Annotated in this window: 20 protein-coding genes and 1 other RNA gene; 15 read left to right on the plus strand and 6 right to left on the minus strand. The window is 56.5% G+C overall.

Features of this window, described 5'->3' with window-relative positions; all coding sequences use genetic code 11:
• Nucleotides 1–218 precede the first annotated feature (218 nt).
• Both EKM95_RS03805 and EKM95_RS03810 read right to left on the minus strand, forming a co-directional pair.
• Nucleotides 219–617 carry a type II toxin-antitoxin system HicB family antitoxin gene (locus tag EKM95_RS03805; RefSeq protein WP_125696516.1) on the minus strand — a complete coding sequence of 133 codons (399 nt, stop codon included), beginning with the start codon at nucleotides 615–617 and terminating at the stop codon, nucleotides 219–221.
• Nucleotides 618–646: 29 nt separating this feature from the next.
• Nucleotides 647–847, minus strand: a complete 201-nt coding sequence (locus EKM95_RS03810) for a type II toxin-antitoxin system HicA family toxin (protein WP_125696517.1) — start codon at nucleotides 845–847, stop codon at nucleotides 647–649.
• A gap of 312 nt (nucleotides 848–1,159) precedes the next feature.
• Here EKM95_RS03810 and mprF point away from each other — a divergent pair, with 312 nt between their 5' ends.
• Both mprF and EKM95_RS03820 read left to right on the plus strand, forming a co-directional pair.
• Nucleotides 1,160–3,796 (plus strand): bifunctional lysylphosphatidylglycerol flippase/synthetase MprF, encoded by a 2,637-nt coding sequence (gene mprF, locus EKM95_RS03815; protein ID WP_379897144.1) that lies wholly within the window; start codon nucleotides 1,160–1,162, stop codon nucleotides 3,794–3,796.
• Nucleotides 3,793–4,398, plus strand: a complete 606-nt coding sequence (locus EKM95_RS03820; RefSeq protein WP_125696518.1) for a class I SAM-dependent methyltransferase — start codon at nucleotides 3,793–3,795, stop codon at nucleotides 4,396–4,398. The genes mprF and EKM95_RS03820 overlap by 4 nt, the downstream gene beginning before the upstream one ends.
• Nucleotides 4,399–4,457: 59 nt before the next feature.
• On the opposite strand, the gene EKM95_RS03825 is transcribed toward EKM95_RS03820, so the two are convergent.
• Complete coding sequence (locus tag EKM95_RS03825; protein WP_125696519.1) at nucleotides 4,458–5,033, minus strand: TetR/AcrR family transcriptional regulator; 576 nt, start codon at nucleotides 5,031–5,033, stop codon at nucleotides 4,458–4,460.
• A gap of 137 nt (nucleotides 5,034–5,170) precedes the next feature.
• Between EKM95_RS03825 and EKM95_RS03830 the strand changes: the two genes are divergently transcribed.
• On the plus strand, nucleotides 5,171–5,902 hold the full coding sequence (locus EKM95_RS03830; protein ID WP_125696520.1) for a sulfite exporter TauE/SafE family protein: 732 nt from the start codon (nucleotides 5,171–5,173) through the stop codon (nucleotides 5,900–5,902).
• 48 nt (nucleotides 5,903–5,950) lie between these two features.
• Here the strand turns inward: EKM95_RS03830 and EKM95_RS03835 are convergent, their stop codons facing one another.
• A complete protein-coding gene (locus tag EKM95_RS03835; RefSeq protein ID WP_164510077.1) occupies nucleotides 5,951–6,706 on the minus strand; it encodes a helix-turn-helix domain-containing protein in 756 nt (251 codons plus the stop codon).
• A gap of 139 nt (nucleotides 6,707–6,845) precedes the next feature.
• On the opposite strand from EKM95_RS03835, the gene tadA reads away from it, so the two are divergent.
• From tadA to EKM95_RS03895, 12 genes are all read left to right on the plus strand, one after another.
• Nucleotides 6,846–7,343, plus strand: a complete 498-nt coding sequence (gene tadA, locus EKM95_RS03840) for a tRNA adenosine(34) deaminase TadA (protein WP_125696522.1) — start codon at nucleotides 6,846–6,848, stop codon at nucleotides 7,341–7,343.
• A 10-nt stretch (nucleotides 7,344–7,353) separates the two neighbouring features.
• An RNA gene (gene ffs, locus EKM95_RS03845) (signal recognition particle sRNA small type) lies at nucleotides 7,354–7,451 on the plus strand.
• Between the two features lie 268 nt (nucleotides 7,452–7,719).
• Nucleotides 7,720–9,399, plus strand: coding sequence for a DNA polymerase III subunit gamma/tau (gene dnaX, locus EKM95_RS03850; protein WP_125696523.1), 1,680 nt, complete (start codon nucleotides 7,720–7,722; stop codon nucleotides 9,397–9,399).
• Nucleotides 9,400–9,417: 18 nt separating this feature from the next.
• On the plus strand, nucleotides 9,418–9,726 hold the full coding sequence (locus tag EKM95_RS03855; protein ID WP_125696598.1) for a YbaB/EbfC family nucleoid-associated protein: 309 nt from the start codon (nucleotides 9,418–9,420) through the stop codon (nucleotides 9,724–9,726).
• A gap of 10 nt (nucleotides 9,727–9,736) precedes the next feature.
• Nucleotides 9,737–10,336, plus strand: a complete 600-nt coding sequence (gene recR, locus EKM95_RS03860) for a recombination mediator RecR (RefSeq protein ID WP_125696524.1) — start codon at nucleotides 9,737–9,739, stop codon at nucleotides 10,334–10,336.
• Nucleotides 10,337–10,346: 10 nt separating this feature from the next.
• Nucleotides 10,347–10,610 (plus strand): YaaL family protein, encoded by a 264-nt coding sequence (locus EKM95_RS03865; RefSeq protein WP_125696525.1) that lies wholly within the window; start codon nucleotides 10,347–10,349, stop codon nucleotides 10,608–10,610.
• A gap of 107 nt (nucleotides 10,611–10,717) precedes the next feature.
• Nucleotides 10,718–11,383 (plus strand): dTMP kinase, encoded by a 666-nt coding sequence (tmk, locus tag EKM95_RS03870; protein ID WP_125696526.1) that lies wholly within the window; start codon nucleotides 10,718–10,720, stop codon nucleotides 11,381–11,383.
• A 24-nt stretch (nucleotides 11,384–11,407) separates the two neighbouring features.
• Nucleotides 11,408–11,737, plus strand: coding sequence for a cyclic-di-AMP receptor (locus tag EKM95_RS03875; protein ID WP_125696527.1), 330 nt, complete (start codon nucleotides 11,408–11,410; stop codon nucleotides 11,735–11,737).
• Entirely contained in the window at nucleotides 11,737–12,717 is a 981-nt protein-coding gene (gene holB, locus EKM95_RS03880) for a DNA polymerase III subunit delta' (RefSeq protein ID WP_125696528.1), read from the plus strand. Before EKM95_RS03875 ends, holB begins: the two co-directional genes overlap by 1 nt.
• 2 nt (nucleotides 12,718–12,719) lie before the next feature.
• Nucleotides 12,720–13,058: a DNA replication initiation control protein YabA gene (locus tag EKM95_RS03885; RefSeq protein ID WP_125696529.1), complete on the plus strand. Its 339-nt coding sequence runs from the start codon at nucleotides 12,720–12,722 to the stop codon at nucleotides 13,056–13,058.
• On the plus strand, nucleotides 13,058–13,927 hold the full coding sequence (gene rsmI / locus EKM95_RS03890; RefSeq protein ID WP_125696530.1) for a 16S rRNA (cytidine(1402)-2'-O)-methyltransferase: 870 nt from the start codon (nucleotides 13,058–13,060) through the stop codon (nucleotides 13,925–13,927). The genes EKM95_RS03885 and rsmI overlap by 1 nt, the downstream gene beginning before the upstream one ends.
• Complete coding sequence (locus EKM95_RS03895) at nucleotides 13,924–14,655, plus strand: acyl-[acyl-carrier-protein] thioesterase (RefSeq protein WP_125696531.1); 732 nt, start codon at nucleotides 13,924–13,926, stop codon at nucleotides 14,653–14,655. The genes rsmI and EKM95_RS03895 overlap by 4 nt, the downstream gene beginning before the upstream one ends.
• Nucleotides 14,656–14,751: 96 nt before the next feature.
• Here the strand turns inward: EKM95_RS03895 and EKM95_RS03900 are convergent, their stop codons facing one another.
• Nucleotides 14,752–15,393 (minus strand): endonuclease III domain-containing protein, encoded by a 642-nt coding sequence (locus tag EKM95_RS03900; protein WP_125696532.1) that lies wholly within the window; start codon nucleotides 15,391–15,393, stop codon nucleotides 14,752–14,754.
• Nucleotides 15,380–16,351, minus strand: a complete 972-nt coding sequence (locus tag EKM95_RS03905; RefSeq protein ID WP_125696533.1) for an asparaginase — start codon at nucleotides 16,349–16,351, stop codon at nucleotides 15,380–15,382. Before EKM95_RS03905 ends, EKM95_RS03900 begins: the two co-directional genes overlap by 14 nt.
• Between the last annotated feature and the right edge of the window lie 170 nt (nucleotides 16,352–16,521).

Here is a 16,521-nt window from a genome sequence, read left to right on the forward strand (position 1 = left end):
CAAAATACGGTACAAATGCGGTACAAGGCGCCGCAAACGTTGGTGTGGCGCGATGTGCTCTTACTACCCTCAAGTAATTTTATTGATTGCTTGAACGAGAACGCGTGCACCGCATGCCAGCAATGGCGGCGGTTGTGCGCGTTTTTTTGTGCCTGAAAACTTTTGCCAGATTTGGCTGGTCAGGGGCAAGAGGGGAAAAATAAAAAGCTGCGCATCCATCAAATGCCCAGCTTTTCCTCGAGTGCTTCAGTTAATGTCTCTGAAAAATTGATTCCTGCCGCGCGTGCTTCCTCATCAAGCGACTGCGGAATTGTCACATTCTTGCGAACGGTCACATCGCGCATTTTTCGTCGGGCAGCCAGCATATCGACGCCGACGAGACTTACCAACAGCCCAGGGTTGGCCGCCTGCACGTCCACGATGGGGGTTGGCGCCGGATACTCTTTGTAGTCTGGCAGGGCAACTGCAAGGGCGTCAGGCGCATTCTTAACAGCCTCTTCAAGCGTTGCACCCTGCGCGATCGTATCAGGTACGTCCGGGAACGTGACGGTATAGTAGCCCTCGTTGTCGACGTTATCGAAGACGGCTGGGTAGACGAGATAGTTTGGTTTTTCCATGATGTGGTTGGAAGTTGGGTTGCGAGGCCTTATTTGAGACCCGCTTGCGCCAGTATCATGTCATACGTTTTCGGTGCAAGGTTGTCCTTGAGCTGGCTATAAGGAACTGTGATCATATGGCCTTTGCCGTCAGTGTAACGATGAGGGTCGCCACGCTGTCTGTTCTTCAACTCCTTGAAGCCGTTTGCCTTGAGTAGTTGAAGCACATCTTTAGCTTGATGTTGAACCAACTTCCTTCCTCCTTCCCACTATCGAAACAATACGCGTATACGCATCAAATGTCAACAAGAAAATGCGCATATACTTACTCGATATGTGAGGCCGAGGCGTATAGGCCTACGCGAAAGATTGCCATTCATAAATGATGAAACGACACGTATTTCAGTCAGTACGCTCGTGATGCCAACCGCTTGCCATGGCTGTATCGCCGCGCATAGTACCTCCGACGTGACTTTTCACCGGCCAGTGCCTTACGCTTTTGTTACCGTATCGCCCGCCGCTTTTCGATATAATGGTCAAGATAAGAAACGGAGGAATCGATCTTGAAAAAAGTCGCGATGCGCGTGGTCGACTGGGTGCGCGCCCATCTCACACTGCTGAAAGTGCTGTTCGTGCTTTCCGTCTTGGTGCTGGTCTTCTTTGAATTCGGCCGCATTGCCAATGACCTGAATGGCGCCGCAATGAAGGAGAGCTTGGCTTCTCAGGGGCCGCTGTCGCTGCTGTTGATGGCGGGCGTCGGCCTGGTCGCGGTGCTCCCGATGCTGAACTACGATTTCACGATCGTCGAGATGTTGCCGGGGACGTTCAAGCCGCGCTACATCGTGCGGTCTGGCTGGATCGTCAACTCCTTCACGAACATCCTGGGCTTCGGCGGCTTCCTCGGCGCTAGTCTGCGGGCGAATTTTTACCACAAGGGCGCGACGCAAAAACAGATCCTGTTTGCCATTTCAAAGATCGCCTTATTTCTGCTTGCGGGGCTATCGCTGTGGTCCATGATCGCACTGATCATGATCTTCGGCTTTGGCATCGGCCAGATGTACACCGATTACTGGGTCTGGCTGATCGGCGGTGCGGCGTATTTTCCGGTGCTGATGCTGATCACGCATTTGACCAACAAGGGGTTTTTCGCGGATATGCCACTGGCGCGTCAGTTGCGGCTGACGCTCGGCTCGTTCCTGGAATGGGGCGGGTGCGCGTGGTTCTTCATTATGATCGGCGCAATGCTGCATGTGCAGATCAACTTGCTGCATGTGCTGCCGCTGTTTTTGGTCGCCAACGTGATCGGCGTGCTGTCGATGGTGCCTGGTGGGCTGGGCTCCTTTGATGTGTTCATGCTGATGGGCCTGGGGACGATCGGCGTGGATCCTAACCTTGCGATGGTGTGGCTGCTCTTTTACCGGCTGTTCTACTATGTGATTCCGTTTGTGATTGGCGCGGTGCTGTTCATCGAGGATGCCGGCCGGCGGGTCAACGAGTTCCTGGAAGGCTTGCCGATGCAGGTGATTCGCAAAGTGACGTTTGGCCTCCTGGTCGTCTTTATGTACTTTTCCGCCATCATGCTCTTGCTGCGCGGCGTTATTCCGGAAGCGGCGATGCATAATCACCTGTATACGCGCCTTTATCCCTATACCTTCCTGTTTCTCAGCCGCGTGACCAACATCGTGATGGCCTTCATCATCTTTGGGCTGGCGCGAGGCGTGGCGAGTCGCGTTCGCCGGGCATTTTTGCCAAGCATGGCGGTGATGGCCTGGGCGCTGGTCTGGTCGCTGCATCGCGGGGCAAGCGGCCGCTTTATTGCCTTTTTGGCCATCATTTTGATTGCCGGTTTCTTTGCCCGAAAAGAATTGACGCGCGACCGGATGGATTTTCCGTGGGGTAATCGGCTGATCGATGGTGGCATCTTCGGGCTGACGGCACTGTTTTACGGCATCGCCGCGTTTTATAATGCGCCGAGCATTCATCACCGGCGGCCGGTGCCGCAAGTCTTTCTATTTCCGTCAGAGCGGATGTGGTTCACGACGCTGGTGGGCGTGATCGCGGCGGCGCTGACGCTGGCGTTGATCTACCACTATTTGTCGCGCCCGCTGAAGACGCTGGATGATCCGTATGATGAAAAACGCATCCAGGCGTTGATCGACCGCTTCGGCGGCAACGAGATCTCGCATCTGGCGTTCACCCGTGACAAGCGCGTGCGATTTTATCAGGTGGACGGCGAAGACCGCGTGATGTTCCTGTTTCGCAAAAAAACGGATAAGTTGGTCGTGCTGGGGGAACCGATCGGCGATCCGGCTGAGGTCAAACATGCGATCGGCGATTTCATTCGGGCGGCCGACGCGCAGAACCTCTCTCTGGTCTTTTACGAGATCACCGAAGAGCTGACAATGTTGCTTCATGAATTTGGGTTTGACTTCATGAAGTTTGGTGAGGAAGGGTACGTCGACGTCACCGCCTTCACCTTGGCTGGCACTAAGCGCAAAGGGGAGCGGGCCTTGATGCACAAATTTGAGCGCGAAGGCTACCGCTACGAGTGGCTTCAGCCGCCGTTTGACGCCGGGACCATGGCCCAGCTGCAGGCCGTTTCCGCCAGCTGGCTCGCGGAGCGCCCTGAAAAAGGCTTCTCGCTTGGCTTTTTCGATGTGCATTACCTCAACAGCGCCCCAATCGCGGTCATCAAAGATACGGCCGGCCAGATCGTTGCGTTTGCCTCGGCCATGCCGATGACGGCCGGAAATATCACCTCGATCGACTTGATGCGCTCAAGCGAAGAAGCGCCAAGTGGCATCATGGACGCGGTGTTTATCAACCTGTTTGAGCAGGCCAAGGCGGACGGGTACACCCAGTTTGATATGGGCATGGCACCCCTGGCCAACGTCGGCAAGTCCGACTACGCCTTTTTGGAAGAAAAAATGGCGCATCTAGTCTATCGATATGGCTATCGCTTTTATGGCTTCGCTGGGTTACGCTCTTATAAGAATAAATATGTGACCACCTGGGTGCCAAAATATGTCGCGTACCGAAAACGCAACTCGCTGCTGTTCACGTTGCTGCAGATCTTACTGCTGGTGAACACACGCGTCGATGCGCCAAAGTCCAACGGCGGCATCTTGGCACGGCGGCTGGACTTTATCGATAAAGTCTCCGATTGGGTGAGTCGCGCAGGAAAGCGGGACAATGAATGACACAATATTTTGAAAATGATCCGGCGCTGGCCCATGACGAGCAGACCTTTCAATTCGACTTGGCTGGCCATCAGCTGACCTTCACCACCGACAACGGCGTGTTTTCCAAGCACACGGTCGATTTCGGCAGTCGCACTCTGATCGACACGGTCATGGCGCAGACGCTGATTGCCGGGCCGGTGCTGGACGTCGGCTGCGGCTGGGGGCCGATCGGGTTGAGTCTGGCCAAAGCGCTGCCGACGCGCCACGTCGTCATGAGCGACGTGAACGAACGAGCGCTCGCCTTGGCAAAGCGCAACGCGACGGCGAATCAGGTCGAGAACGTTGAGATTCTTGAGTCCTCTGTTTACGACGCGATCGAAGGCCAGTTTGCGGCAATCGTCACCAATCCGCCGGTGCGGGCAGGCAAGGCCGTGGTGTCCGCGATCCTGAGCGGGAGCCTGGCGCATCTCTTGCCAGGCGGCGAGCTGTTCGTCGTTTTGCAGAAAAAACAAGGCGCCCCGTCGGCCTTGAAGTTGATGAAGGCGACATTTGGAGACGCGGTCGTGTTGCAAAAGGCCCATGGCTATTATATTTTACATGCACAAAAGGCGTCGGCCTGACTCGCTCGACCGACCCTCATTCCACTTGAAGCGGCGTTTGCCTAGACTGGGCGACGCCGCTATTTTGTTGGCGTGCGGTCTTCGACTGTCAGTGCATCGATGCCGCGTTCGATCATCCAGCGAAAACTGTCTTCTTGCGGCAGCTCCGCATTGTTGAACCAGCCGGAGGAAATATTGATCAACTCGCCGATGATCAGATCCCGCAGCAGCCGGCCGCCAAGCAGGCGTGCCCGCTCGCTGGCCACGACCGCCGCGACCGATTGGGTCAAGAGCGTGCGAAAGGCGGCCACCGGTTCATCTGCGATTGCATCCTCGCTTCGCGGTAAGGCGACGATGAACTGACTGAGGCGGGGATGTTCCAGGCAGACCCTGCGGCAGATCAGTGCAAATTCGACTAACGCTTCGCGACCGGTCTTGCCGAACAGATCCGTTTTCAAACGCTCGACGAGGCTCGCAACTGTTTGATCGAGAATCGCGTAACTGAGGGCTTGTTGATTGGCGAAGTAGGGGTAAAGCGCCTGCGACTTGGTGCCGAGTTCCCGGGCAATGTTGGCAAAGCTCACTGCGCTGCCATTGTTGATCAATGCGATGCCGCATTCGATGATGCGCGTTTGAGTCAGCACTTGTTTAGACATAGTGACCTCCGAAAAAATTTTCTGCCGGTATTTACAACTAGTAAATGTGAACTACAATGTGTAATTGACGATGCCATCAGTATACTGCTTTTTTCAGATAGCGGCGGCACCAATTCACAACAAGGGAGATCTTCTAGATGATGATCGTTGGGCTGCTCGTGATTGGATTTGTGATTGGGGTCTTTGTGATCTCGATGGGCGGCGGCGGGGCCGCATTTTACCTAGGCGTCTTGACCGCGGTTTTTGGCCTTGATCCGCATACGGCGGCAGCCACCTCGCTGGTCACCGCGCTACCATCGCTCGCGCTCGGGGCTTTCACTTATTATCGCCAAGGCAAGGTGAACGTGAAGCTCGGCAATCAGATGTTGCTGGCGGCGCTGCCGGCTGTGATCGTCGGTTCGCTGGTTGCACCCTATATCCCGCAAACGATCTACAAATGGGTGATCGGCCTGATCTTAGCTGGACTTGGTGTGAACATTCTCTTTCAAAAAAACGGCGGTGCCCCAAAGCAGCGGCGCTGGCTGGCCAGTTTATTCGGCGTGCTCAGCGGGCTGATGGTCGGCATCGCGGGGTTGTCCGGCGGTGGGCCGATCATCGCCGGACTCTTGATGATGGGCCTGGATATGATGGACGCCGCGGCGACGTCTTCATATGTGCTGGTCTTCATGTCGCTAGTCGGCGCGCTGCTGCATCTGACCGGCGGCGCGGTCGACTGGCATGCTGGGCTCGGCCTGATGATCGGGGCGCTCGGCGGAGCCTTGGTCGCACCGCACTTGATGACACATCTCACCAGCGGCAAGTTCGCGAACTATCTCAAGCCATTCATGGCGCTGCTGTTGATCGTGATGGGCATCAAGACGATCATCTGACAAATAAAAATGCGCGGAGCCGAAAAATCTTGGGCTGCGCGCATTTTTCTACTTGCCCTGCACCAGCAGGTAGCAAAGCACCAGATCATCCATTTGCTTCAGGGAAAAACCGGTCTGACTCTGAAATTTGTCGATTCGATATTGCAGAGTGTTGCGATGCAGGTAAAGCGCCTTGGCCGCCGCGGTCAAGTTACCCTGATTCTGGTACAGCGCGTTGATGACGGGTTTCATGTCCAGATCATCTTGGCTGATCTGCGTCGTCAGCGTCTTCATGATCGTGCTGCGACTGCGCGGGTTTTGCGTGTAAAAATTCAACGCGATACTCTGCAGATTTTCCAGGCGCCCGCTTGTGCTTTCGGCGAGGCGACTCTCTTCGGCAAAAAGATTTGGCATCTCATCACTCGGCTGCCAAAAATGGCCAACAAAAAGCCGTGTTTTGGTGCCAAAATCTGTGTCGAGCGTATCCATCATGCCCTGCAGCTCATCGAGGCTTGCTGGCGTTTTGGATTGTGGCTCCACGATCACGCCGCGCCCTGAGGTGAGAAAAAAGCCCGTGGCCTTGCTGGTGAACAGCGAGATGAAGGCTTCGAGCCAATCCGCCTCGCTGGCCGCCGCTTTTTCAAAGCTCACCGCAAACTGAAGGAACCGGACCTCTTTTTTGCTCGGAGCCGGGCCTTGGCCTTGCAAATAAAGGGCCCACGGGTGGGTGCTTTTCAGCTGTGGGACCAACGCAGACAAAAGCGCGAGTTCCCGCGGCGATAGATCGCCCTTTGCGACGGCAATCACCTGGCCATCAATTGCCATGGTTATTGTGTCAGCCGGAAACGGCGGTGCTTCATAGACGGTAAAATATTGCTTGAGTAATGGTAAAATAGTAGTCAATGATCGTCCCTCACAGAAAAGTTTCACCCCCATTGTAGCATAGGAAGAAGGCGAGCCTCACATGGAAAATGAATACCGGTGGATGGCGCTCGCGCTAGAAGAGGCCGAGGACGCGGCGGCGATCGGCGAAGTGCCGATCGGGGCAGTGATCGTGCATGACGGGCAAGTCGTGGGGCGCGGCCATAATCTGCGCGAACATGCCCAGGACAGCACGCTCCACGCCGAGATCCTGGCAATTCAAGAGGCGTGCATGACACTGCATACATGGCGGCTGGAAGATTGTGACCTGTATGTGACGCTGGAGCCGTGCCCGATGTGCGCTGGGGCCATGATCAACAGTCGCATTCGCACCTGCTATTTTGGCGCGCGCGATCCAAAGGCTGGCGCGGCCGGTAGTTTGGTCGATCTGCTGAGCGACACCGGGTTCAATCACCAAGTCACGGTGGTTGAAGGGGTGCGGGCGCAGGAGGCTGCCGCGCTGCTACAAACATTTTTCCGCGGCATTCGTGAGCGGCGCAAGCGAAAACAGGCTGGTCAAAAGTCATCAAAGCAGGTATAATTGTTTTTGCCGTAAGGCCTTGAGGCAATGATGGCTCATCGAATCGTGTCAGATCCGGAAGGAAGCAGCACTAAGGTGAGTTCGTCATGTGCCTCTTGTTTTATGCCATTATTCATGGAGTTGCCTGCGGGTGGCTCCTTTTTCTGTGGGCGAGGACGGTGGCAAACTATTTTTCGCCTGCGGGCTGGTGACCTGGGCCAATGGGGCGACAGTTTTCCACTGGGTCTGACCGCGCTCTCCGACTCGTTTCCGACTCATTTCCGGTCCATCTCCGGCTTATTTGCCACTGGCGATTTTCCGGCGACAACGGGTCGAGCAAACCGATATTATGGTACACTGAGACAAGACGATTTCACTTTGAAAGGAAGGCGTGATGATGGCATATCAAGCATTGTACCGGGTCTGGCGGCCGCAACAATTTGCCGACGTGATCGGGCAAGAGGCAATCGTGCGGACGCTGAAAAATGCGCTGATCACCGGGCAGACCAGCCACGCCTATCTCTTCACGGGGCCGCGCGGGACGGGCAAGACCTCGGTTGCCAAAATCTTGGCCAAGGCGTTGAATTGTGAGCACCTCCAAGATGGCGAGCCGGATAATACTTGCGAGCTGTGTGTGGCCATGAACGAAGGGCGCCTGACGGATGTCATCGAGATCGATGCCGCGTCCAACAACGGCGTCGATGAGATCCGCGACATTCGCGACAAGGCAAAATACGCCCCGACCCAGGCGCGGGTCAAGGTCTACATCATCGACGAAGTGCATATGCTTTCGACCGGCGCGTTCAATGCGCTGCTCAAAACGCTGGAAGAGCCGCCTGCGCATGTGGTTTTCATTCTCGCCACGACGGAGCCGCAAAAAATTCCAGCGACCATTATCTCGCGGACCCAGCGGTTTGATTTTCGCCGAATCACGCCGGAAGACCTGATCAAACGGATGGCCTTCATTCTCGACGACAAAGGCATCACGTACGACGATACGGCCCTGGCGGTGATCGCCCGGGCGGCGGCAGGCGGGATGCGTGACGCCTTGTCCATCCTCGACCAGGTGATGGCGTTTGGCGACGATCACGTCACAACGGAAAATGCTCTGGATGTGACCGGCAGCGCCAGCACCGCCGAGCTTGGGGTGTATCTGGCGGCCATTGCGAGCCGCGATGTGGCAAAAGCACTGACGACGATCGCCGAGTTGCTTGCGGCGGGCAAGGACGCGGGACGCCTGATCGAGGACCTGATCGAATATCTGCGCGACTTGTTGGTCTATCAGGCGGCCCCGAGTTTGATCGATGCGACCCAGGCGGCGCTGTTGGATGATGCCTTTAAGGACCTGGCCGGCCAGTTGAGCGCCGACCAGCTGTACCACATGATCGACGTGCTCAATGAGACGCAGCAGCAGTTGCGGCTGACGAATCATCCGGCGCTGTACCTTCAAGTTGCAACGGTCCGCTTAGGCGAGCGGCCAGCGGTGAGCGCGCTGGTCGCCCAAGCCGACCCGGCCGGCAGTCAAGAAGTTGCGGACTTGGCGCAACAGGTGACGACGCTCAAGGAAGCGATGGGGCGCCTGACTGCGAAAAGTGCGCCGGCCTCAGCTAAAGGGTCAGCCCGGAAAAAAGGGCCGAAGCAGGTCGATAAGGCGCACATCTACCCGATTTTGGAAAAAGCCACCAAAGGCGATCTCGAATCGCTCAAGGAGGTCTGGCCGGATCTGCTCAGCATGCTGACGCCGCCAAAACGGGCGATGATGAACGTCTCAAAGCCGGTCGCGGCCAGTCCGGATGGGGTGATCGTCCAATTTCAGTTCGACATCTTCGTCGCGCGCGCCAACAGCGACGAGACCCTGATGGCGGAACTGGAAAATGGGCTGGAGCGGCTGACTGGCAAACGCCCGGTCATCGTCTTGGTCGAGGCCGTGGATTGGCCAGAGATTCGCACCACCTATCTGAAGACGAAAGGCGCACCGACGACGCAGGCCAAGAAAAAGCCGCAAGAGGATCCGGTCGTGAAGACGATCGGCGACCTTTTTGGGCAGGCAGACAATATCACGATCAAAAATGATTAAAAAGGAATGGTGACGACTATGCGTGGCATGGGCAATATGCAAGGTATGATGAAACAGATGAAGAAGCTCCAAAGTAACATGACGGCGGCCCAGGATGAACTCAACCGGACCGAATTCACCGCCACGTCGGCTGAAGACATGGTGACCGTGGTCTTCACCGGCGACAAGAAGCTGAAGGATCTGACCATCAAGCCCGAGGCAATCGACCCTGACGACCCGGACATGCTCCAGGATCTGATCATCGAAGCGGTCAACAAGGCGCTTTCTGACATCGAAGAAAAGACACAAAAGACGATGGGCAAGTTCACACAAGGCTTGCCGATGTAGCGAGGTTAAGATGCAATATCCAGATCCAATCGCAAAATTGATCGATAGTTACATGAAGTTACCGGGTATCGGCAGCAAAACAGCGACCCGGCTCGCTTTTTTCACCATCGATATGAACAAAGAGGACGTCGAGACGTTCGCCAGGAGCTTGACGGCCGCCAAAAACGACCTGCATTACTGCTCGATCTGCGGCAATATTACGGATGAGGACCCGTGTGCGATCTGCAAGGACCCCAGCCGGGACCACAAGACGATCTTGGTGGTCGAACAGCCCAAAGATGTCATGAGCATCGATCGCAGCGGGGATTATCACGGCCTGTATCATGTGCTGCACGGCGTCCTCAGCCCGATCGATGGGCGCGGGCCAGAAGACCTCAACATCTCAAGTCTCTTGCAGCGGCTTAAAGATGATGCGGCGGTAGGCGAAGTGATCGTTGCGACCAACGCCACGCCAGAAGGGGAAGCCACCGCGCAATATCTGGCACGCTTGATCAAGCCGGCTGGCATCAAGGTGACTCGCCTGGCACATGGCCTGGCGGTGGGTTCTGACATTGAGTATGCCGACCAGATGACCTTGTTGAAGGCGGTCGAGGGCCGCACTGAGTTATAGGAGGTGCGCGATGTTTTTCAAAGCAAAACCGGCGATCAAGGAAAATGCGGACCAGGCGTTGATGGACGCCGTGACCGATGTTCGCGGCCGCATGGCGCATCAAAGAAATTTGCTGCGGACCTTTCGCGAGGTCGATGAGCAGACCCGCGCCAGCCTCGCCTTGCAGGAAGCCCTGTTTGACTTTTTATACCGGGAGGCCCGGGTACGCAAAGTCTCCGGAGCAATCATTCAAAAAACGGCGGCCGAGCAGCTCAGCGCGGCAAATGGCCGCTAAACGACGGACGGCCGGGGCGACCCGGCCGTTTTTTGATACGCGGGCATGATTTCCGAAGGCTGGCAGTTTCTTTCACGTCGTTTTTCAAGTAAACTAGGAGTAACTGGATGAGAAATGGGGGCGTTGGCGTGGGCCAATTGATCACTTTTGAGGGACCCGACGGCGCGGGCAAAACAAGTGTCTTGAACGGGTTGATGCCACGATTGAACGCACATTTGAGCCAGCCGGCCGTTTTGACCCGCGAACCAGGCGGCACACCGATCGCCGAACAGATTCGCGAGCTCATTTTGGACCCGGCCAACACTGCGATGGATGCGCGGACCGAGGCGTTGCTATACGCGGCCTCACGCCGACAGCACCTGGTCGAGGTGATCGAGCCGGCGCTGGCGACGGGGCGCGTGGTGATCTGTGATCGATTTGTCGACAGCTCGATCGCTTATCAAGGCGCCGGGCGCGGTATCGGGGAAGACGCGGTGCGCGCCATCAACCTGTTTGCGACAGCGGGTCGGCAGCCGGATCTGACGTTGTACCTGGATGTGCCAAGTGAAGTGGGGCTGGCCCGCATCAAGGCGCATCAAGGCGAGCGGCAATACGACCGGTTGGATCAGGAAAAAGAGGCGTTTCATCTGCGCGTACGGCAGGCTTACTTAGATCTGGCGGCCGCTTCGCCGACCCGCATTCACACGATCGACGCCACGCAGCCGCTGCCGCAGGTGATTGCCGCGTGTCTCAGCGTCCTGCAGCAACATTTAGTCTCAGATTGGCAGTCATGACCAGCAATTAAGGAGGGAATCATCATGAAATTGATCTTAGCAATCGTTCAGGATAAGGATAGCAATCTGCTTTCAAGCGAGTTTATCGACGCAAACGTGCGGGCGACCAAGCTGTCGACGACGGGCGGCTTTTTGAAGTCTGGCAACACCACGTTTTTGATCGGGATCGAAGACGAGCGTGTCGATGAGGTCTTGCAGATCATCAAAGACAGCGCGCAGACGCGTGAACAGTTCATGACCCCGCCAGTCCACCTGGATACCACCGCGGATAGCACCATGTCCTACCCGATCGAAGTGCAAGTCGGTGGCGCGACCGTGTTTGTGCTGCCAATCGAACAATTTGAGCGGTTCTAATGGCTGCTTCTGATATTGCGACCCTGCAGCCCAAGCTGGTCCGCCAGTTTGCCTCAGTGATCGCGCGCGGACAGTTGTCGCAGGCCTATGTATTTAACGGTGCAAGCGGAACCGGCAAGCATGACTTGGCCGTGTGGATCGCCTTGCGCCTTTTTTGTGAACATGTCCAGGAAAACGGTGAGCCGGATTACAGCTGCAGTGAATGTCAGCGGGTGCTGACGGGCAATCATCCGGATGTGGTGATCCTGCAAACGACGCTGCGCAGCCTGAAGGTCGATGACATTCGCGACATGAAGGCGGAAATGGCGAAAACAGGGGTCGAGCGCAATCAGCGTGTGTTCATCATCGATGATGCGGATAAAATGACCGCCCAGGCCGCTAACAGCCTCTTGAAATTTTACGAGGAGCCGGTGCCAGGGATGGTGATCATCTTGACCACCACGGCGAAAAATCAGTTGCTACCGACCATTTTGTCACGGGCGCAAGTGATCAATTTTCCTCCGCCACGTCGCGAGACCGTGATCGCGGCGCTGGATCAAAGTGGCGTTGCGCCCTCGCTTGCCGCAGCGGCTGCGGCCTTGAGTGCGGATGTGCAGACGGCCCAGACCCTGGCAGCTGATGAGACGTTTCAGCAACAGGTGGCCAAGGTCCAGACTGTGATCGGGCTGGTCGCCGCCCATGACGACGAGGCCTTTGTGCAGGTGCAAACGACGCTGGTACCGCTCGCACCAAAGCCGGCCGATCAGCAGGTCCTGCTGTCGCTGATCGCGCTTGTTTACCAAGACGCGTTGAATCAACATTTTCACGCGAAGGTGCCCGCGACGTTCGGTGGCCCCTTGATCGAGCTGCTGGCGGACCAGTCGGAAAAACAGCTAGCAGGTGCCTTGAGCGCGGTGCTCATGGCGCAGGTCCAGCTCAGCCAAAACGTCACCTTTCAGTCCACCACGGAGCAGTTGATACTCACTTTGTTAGAAGGATAGATATGGAAAAAAAAGCGCTATACGACGGCATCGTCAAATTGGAGCAGCAAACGTCCAGCATCCTTGCCCAACTCGGGGCAATCAAGGCCGAAATGGCAGATGTTTTGGCCAAAAATTCGGAGCTTGAAATGGAGAACCAGCACCTGCGCGAGCACCTGCAGGCGATGGAAAATAGTCCCGAGCATCGCTCCAACGGCGATGTTGAACTGTCCAGATCCAAGCAGAACCTCGAAAGCCTGTATGAAGAAGGCTTTCATGTCTGCCCCTATTATTATGGCCAGCGCCGAATCGATGATGAACCCTGCGCCTTTTGCGTCGATATCATCTATGGTGAGCAATAATGCAGCGCGTGTCGAGTTTTGCCGCGCATGACAGTGGGACGCTATATTTGGTGCCGACGCCGATCGGCAATCTGGGCGACATGACGCAACGCGCCATCGAGACGCTTCAGGCCGTCGATCTGATTGCCGCTGAGGACACGCGCAACACGCAAAAGTTGCTCAACCGGTTTGACATCGCCACCAAGCAGATCAGTTTTCATGAACACAATACGCAGGCGCGGATTCCGGAGCTCTTGGCCCGCCTTCAAGAAGGGCAGAACATTGCCCAACTATCCGATGCCGGCATGCCGTCCATTTCCGATCCGGGCAAGGAATTAGTGCACGCAGCGATCGAGGTTGGCGTGCCAGTTGTGCCGCTCCCTGGCCCGAATGCCGGGTTGACCGCATTGATCGCGTCCGGCTTAGTGCCGCAGCCATTCTTGTTTTACGGTTTTTTGCCGCGAAAACAGGGAGAGCAGCGCACGGCACTCGAGGACCTGAACAACGAGCGAGCCACGATGATCTTTTACGAATCGCCGTTTCGGGTCGCCAAGACGCTGACGATGATGGAGACCGTGTTCGGCGATCGCCAAGCTGTTTTGGCCAGGGAACTGACAAAAAAGTTCGAGGAGTTTCTGCGCGGTTCGCTCAGCGAATTGGCGGCGGCGATGACGGAAGAGGCGCGCGGGGAATTCGTGATCTTGGTGGCTGGGGCCCCGGATCAGCCGTTGCAGGCGCCAGACTTACCGCTGAAGGCGCAAGTTGAGGCTGCTATTGTGGCCGGCGCCCGGCCGAATGAGGCGATCAAGACGGTGGCCAAACGCAACGGAGTCAAGAAACAAGTCGTCTACAACGCCTATCACGAGTTGGATGAGGGGGATGCAGAATGAATTATGAAGAGCCATACCGAGTTCCAGTGTATCTGGGCAATCAAAAAGGCCAGATCTCGCTGGGCAGTGCCGTTGATATCGCGCTGATGGGGTCTGAGCACCAACTGGATCAACTCGACGCCGGCATTTCGTCCCTAGCCAAACACGGCGCAGGCTGGGTGATCACACAATACGAAATGACGATCAACCGGATGCCAAAAGCCGAAGAAGAATTGATCTTGGGCACTGCCGCGACGACGTACAACAAATTGATGACCTATCGCGACTATTGGATCAAGGATGTGGCCGGCGACGAACTGCTGCGGTTCACAGGCGCGTGGGTGATGATGGACCTGACGACGCGCAAGCTGATTCCGGTGATCGCCGATTTTGCTGAGCGGGTCGGCGCCCCATTTGACACCCACGTCAAACGCTTCCCGCGGCTGGCCAAGCTGAGCGGCGACGTCCAGGCGGTGCCATATCGCGTGCGGTATTTTGACATCGACGAGAATGGCCATGTGCACAACACCCGGTACTTAGACTGGATGGAGGATTCGCTCGGCGCGGATTTTCTCAATTCGCATGAACTGACCGGCGCTAGCATCAAATATGCCCGGGAAGTCGCTTATGGGACGCAGCCCGAGGCGCAATTCACCGTCAGTGCGGATGGCCTGGACACGGCGCATCAGGTGGTCACGGCTGGCGTGGTGAATGCCGAAGCCCAGCTGCGTTGGCGCGACCGACGCTGAGGTGCACACAACAAAAAGCACCACAGGCACACGCAAATTGCTGCGGCGTCCTGTGGTGCTTTTTGAATGGCGAAAAATTAATCCGGCTCATCGGCCTCACAGAACCAGCTGCATGCCAGCCAGTGAACTGGCCGCAAAAGTCATCGGATCTTTCACCGTTTTGCCATAATTATCGATCAGGCCATGCAATTCCTGCGCGTCGTGAAGCGGCCAGGCGTCGACTTCATGCGTTTTGGCTTTCAACGCGCTGTATGTGGCGGTGGGCTGGCCGAGCCAGGCGAACAGCCGTCTTGCGTAGGTGTCGGCGACAAATACTGGGTGGTCGAAAACAAATAGTAGCATGGCATCCGCCGTTTCCTGACAGATGCCGGGTAGCGCAAGAAGCTTCGGCCGTAATTGATCAAGCGGGGTCTGGGCGATCGCGGTCAGGTCGAAGTTGCGGCGTTTCAGCCAAGCAAACAGCGCGAGGAGTGCCCGACTCTTATTCTGGTAAAACCCACTGGGGCGAATCTGCTCGATCAGCGTTGCTTGCGGCATGGCCGCAAGTTTGGCTGGATCAAAATCGGTGCTGGTGCGTAAATTAGCGAGGCTCTTTGCGACATTGGTCCAGTTGGTGTTTTGCACCAAAATGGCGCCGACGAGGATCTCATATTTTGAGTCGGCGGGCCACCAGCCGGATGGACCTTGTTGCGCGAGCTCGTGGTACAGCGTTGTCAGCGACAAATCAGCTAACGGCATTGTTCACGTACCGGGCGAGTTGAGCGCCGGTCTTGCCGCCGGACAACCCGACGATCAGTTTGATCCGTGCTTTTTGGCCGTTCAAACCCTGGCAGAAGATCACGCCCATTTGTTTGAGCTGCACGCCGCCGCCTTCGTAATCGTAAAAGTCTTCCGCCACGCCGTTGAAACAGCGAGAGACCAGAACTACCGGGACGCCGCGGGCAAGCAGGCGGCCCAGCGCTGGGAGACTGGCAGGTGGCAGATTGCCGGCGCCCAGCGCCTCGATCACAAGGCCGTTGGTGTTCTCTGGCAGTGCGTCGAAAAGTGTGCCGTCCATGCCGGCGTACGCTTTGAGCAAAAAGACGTTCGCAACGACATGATCGATCGGGCAGGCGCGATAGTTGATCAGCTCCTGGAAGAAGCGGACGCCATTTTTTGTGACCAAGCCGATTGGGCCAAAGGTTGGGGTGCGGAATGTCGCCACGTTAGTCGTATGTGTTTTCGTCACAAAACGCGCGGTGTGGACCTCATCGTTCATCACGACCAGGCACCCTTTGCCGCGGGCACCATCACTGGCCGCCGTGCGAATGGCAGAAATAAAGTTGTAACTGCCATCGGTGCCAATCTCGTTAGCTGAGCGCATCGCCCCCGTTACAACGACCGGAATCGTGCTGTCTAGGGTCAGATCGAGAAAATAGGCGGTCTCCTCCAGCGTATCGGTGCCGTGGGTGACCACGACGCCATCGATGCCATCGTCTTCCGCCTGATGAATGCGCAGGGAAAGGGCGAGCATCTTTTCTGGGGTGATGTGCGGGGAAGGCAGGTTGAAAGCCTCTTCGGTGATCAACGTGACATCGGCCGGCATTGCCGCGTCGATCGCCAAAAGTGGATTGGTCTCGCTGGGCAAAACGGCGCCGCTTGCATCTGCATGCATCGAGATCGTGCCACCGGTATGGAGCACAAGAATTTTTTTCATTGCGCAAGCTCCTTTTTTCGGGTTTGCTCTGAGCTTATGCCGTACCGCCAAAAAACGCAAGCGACGGGCGCCTGAATCGCTGCTGAGTGGGCGGTGAAGTCGCGATGAGGGCCATCCCATTTTCATGGCAGAGCGGCAAAACACGAATATTTTCTTTTCATGAAGGCTGC

Source organism: Lacticaseibacillus yichunensis, assembly GCF_003946405.1.
GTDB lineage: Bacteria > Bacillota > Bacilli > Lactobacillales > Lactobacillaceae > Lacticaseibacillus > Lacticaseibacillus yichunensis.

Excerpts from the sequence above, each read along its gene's own strand:
- EKM95_RS03805 (WP_125696516.1), bottom strand. The coding sequence starts at position 617 with ATGGAAAAACCAAACTATCTCGTCTACCCAGCCGTCTTCGATAACGTC.
- EKM95_RS03820 (WP_125696518.1), top strand. The coding sequence starts at position 3,793 with ATGACACAATATTTTGAAAATGATCCGGCGCTGGCCCATGACGAGCAG.
- EKM95_RS03825 (WP_125696519.1), bottom strand. The coding sequence starts at position 5,033 with ATGTCTAAACAAGTGCTGACTCAAACGCGCATCATCGAATGCGGCATC.
- EKM95_RS03830 (WP_125696520.1), top strand. The coding sequence starts at position 5,171 with ATGATGATCGTTGGGCTGCTCGTGATTGGATTTGTGATTGGGGTCTTT.
- EKM95_RS03835 (WP_164510077.1), bottom strand. The coding sequence starts at position 6,706 with ATGGCAATTGATGGCCAGGTGATTGCCGTCGCAAAGGGCGATCTATCG.
- tadA (WP_125696522.1), top strand. The coding sequence starts at position 6,846 with ATGGAAAATGAATACCGGTGGATGGCGCTCGCGCTAGAAGAGGCCGAG.
- dnaX (WP_125696523.1), top strand. The coding sequence starts at position 7,720 with ATGGCATATCAAGCATTGTACCGGGTCTGGCGGCCGCAACAATTTGCC.
- EKM95_RS03855 (WP_125696598.1), top strand. The coding sequence starts at position 9,418 with ATGCGTGGCATGGGCAATATGCAAGGTATGATGAAACAGATGAAGAAG.
- recR (WP_125696524.1), top strand. The coding sequence starts at position 9,737 with ATGCAATATCCAGATCCAATCGCAAAATTGATCGATAGTTACATGAAG.
- EKM95_RS03865 (WP_125696525.1), top strand. The coding sequence starts at position 10,347 with ATGTTTTTCAAAGCAAAACCGGCGATCAAGGAAAATGCGGACCAGGCG.
- tmk (WP_125696526.1), top strand. The coding sequence starts at position 10,718 with ATGAGAAATGGGGGCGTTGGCGTGGGCCAATTGATCACTTTTGAGGGA.
- EKM95_RS03875 (WP_125696527.1), top strand. The coding sequence starts at position 11,408 with ATGAAATTGATCTTAGCAATCGTTCAGGATAAGGATAGCAATCTGCTT.
- holB (WP_125696528.1), top strand. The coding sequence starts at position 11,737 with ATGGCTGCTTCTGATATTGCGACCCTGCAGCCCAAGCTGGTCCGCCAG.
- EKM95_RS03885 (WP_125696529.1), top strand. The coding sequence starts at position 12,720 with ATGGAAAAAAAAGCGCTATACGACGGCATCGTCAAATTGGAGCAGCAA.
- rsmI (WP_125696530.1), top strand. The coding sequence starts at position 13,058 with ATGCAGCGCGTGTCGAGTTTTGCCGCGCATGACAGTGGGACGCTATAT.
- EKM95_RS03895 (WP_125696531.1), top strand. The coding sequence starts at position 13,924 with ATGAATTATGAAGAGCCATACCGAGTTCCAGTGTATCTGGGCAATCAA.
- EKM95_RS03900 (WP_125696532.1), bottom strand. The coding sequence starts at position 15,393 with ATGCCGTTAGCTGATTTGTCGCTGACAACGCTGTACCACGAGCTCGCG.
- EKM95_RS03905 (WP_125696533.1), bottom strand. The coding sequence starts at position 16,351 with ATGAAAAAAATTCTTGTGCTCCATACCGGTGGCACGATCTCGATGCAT.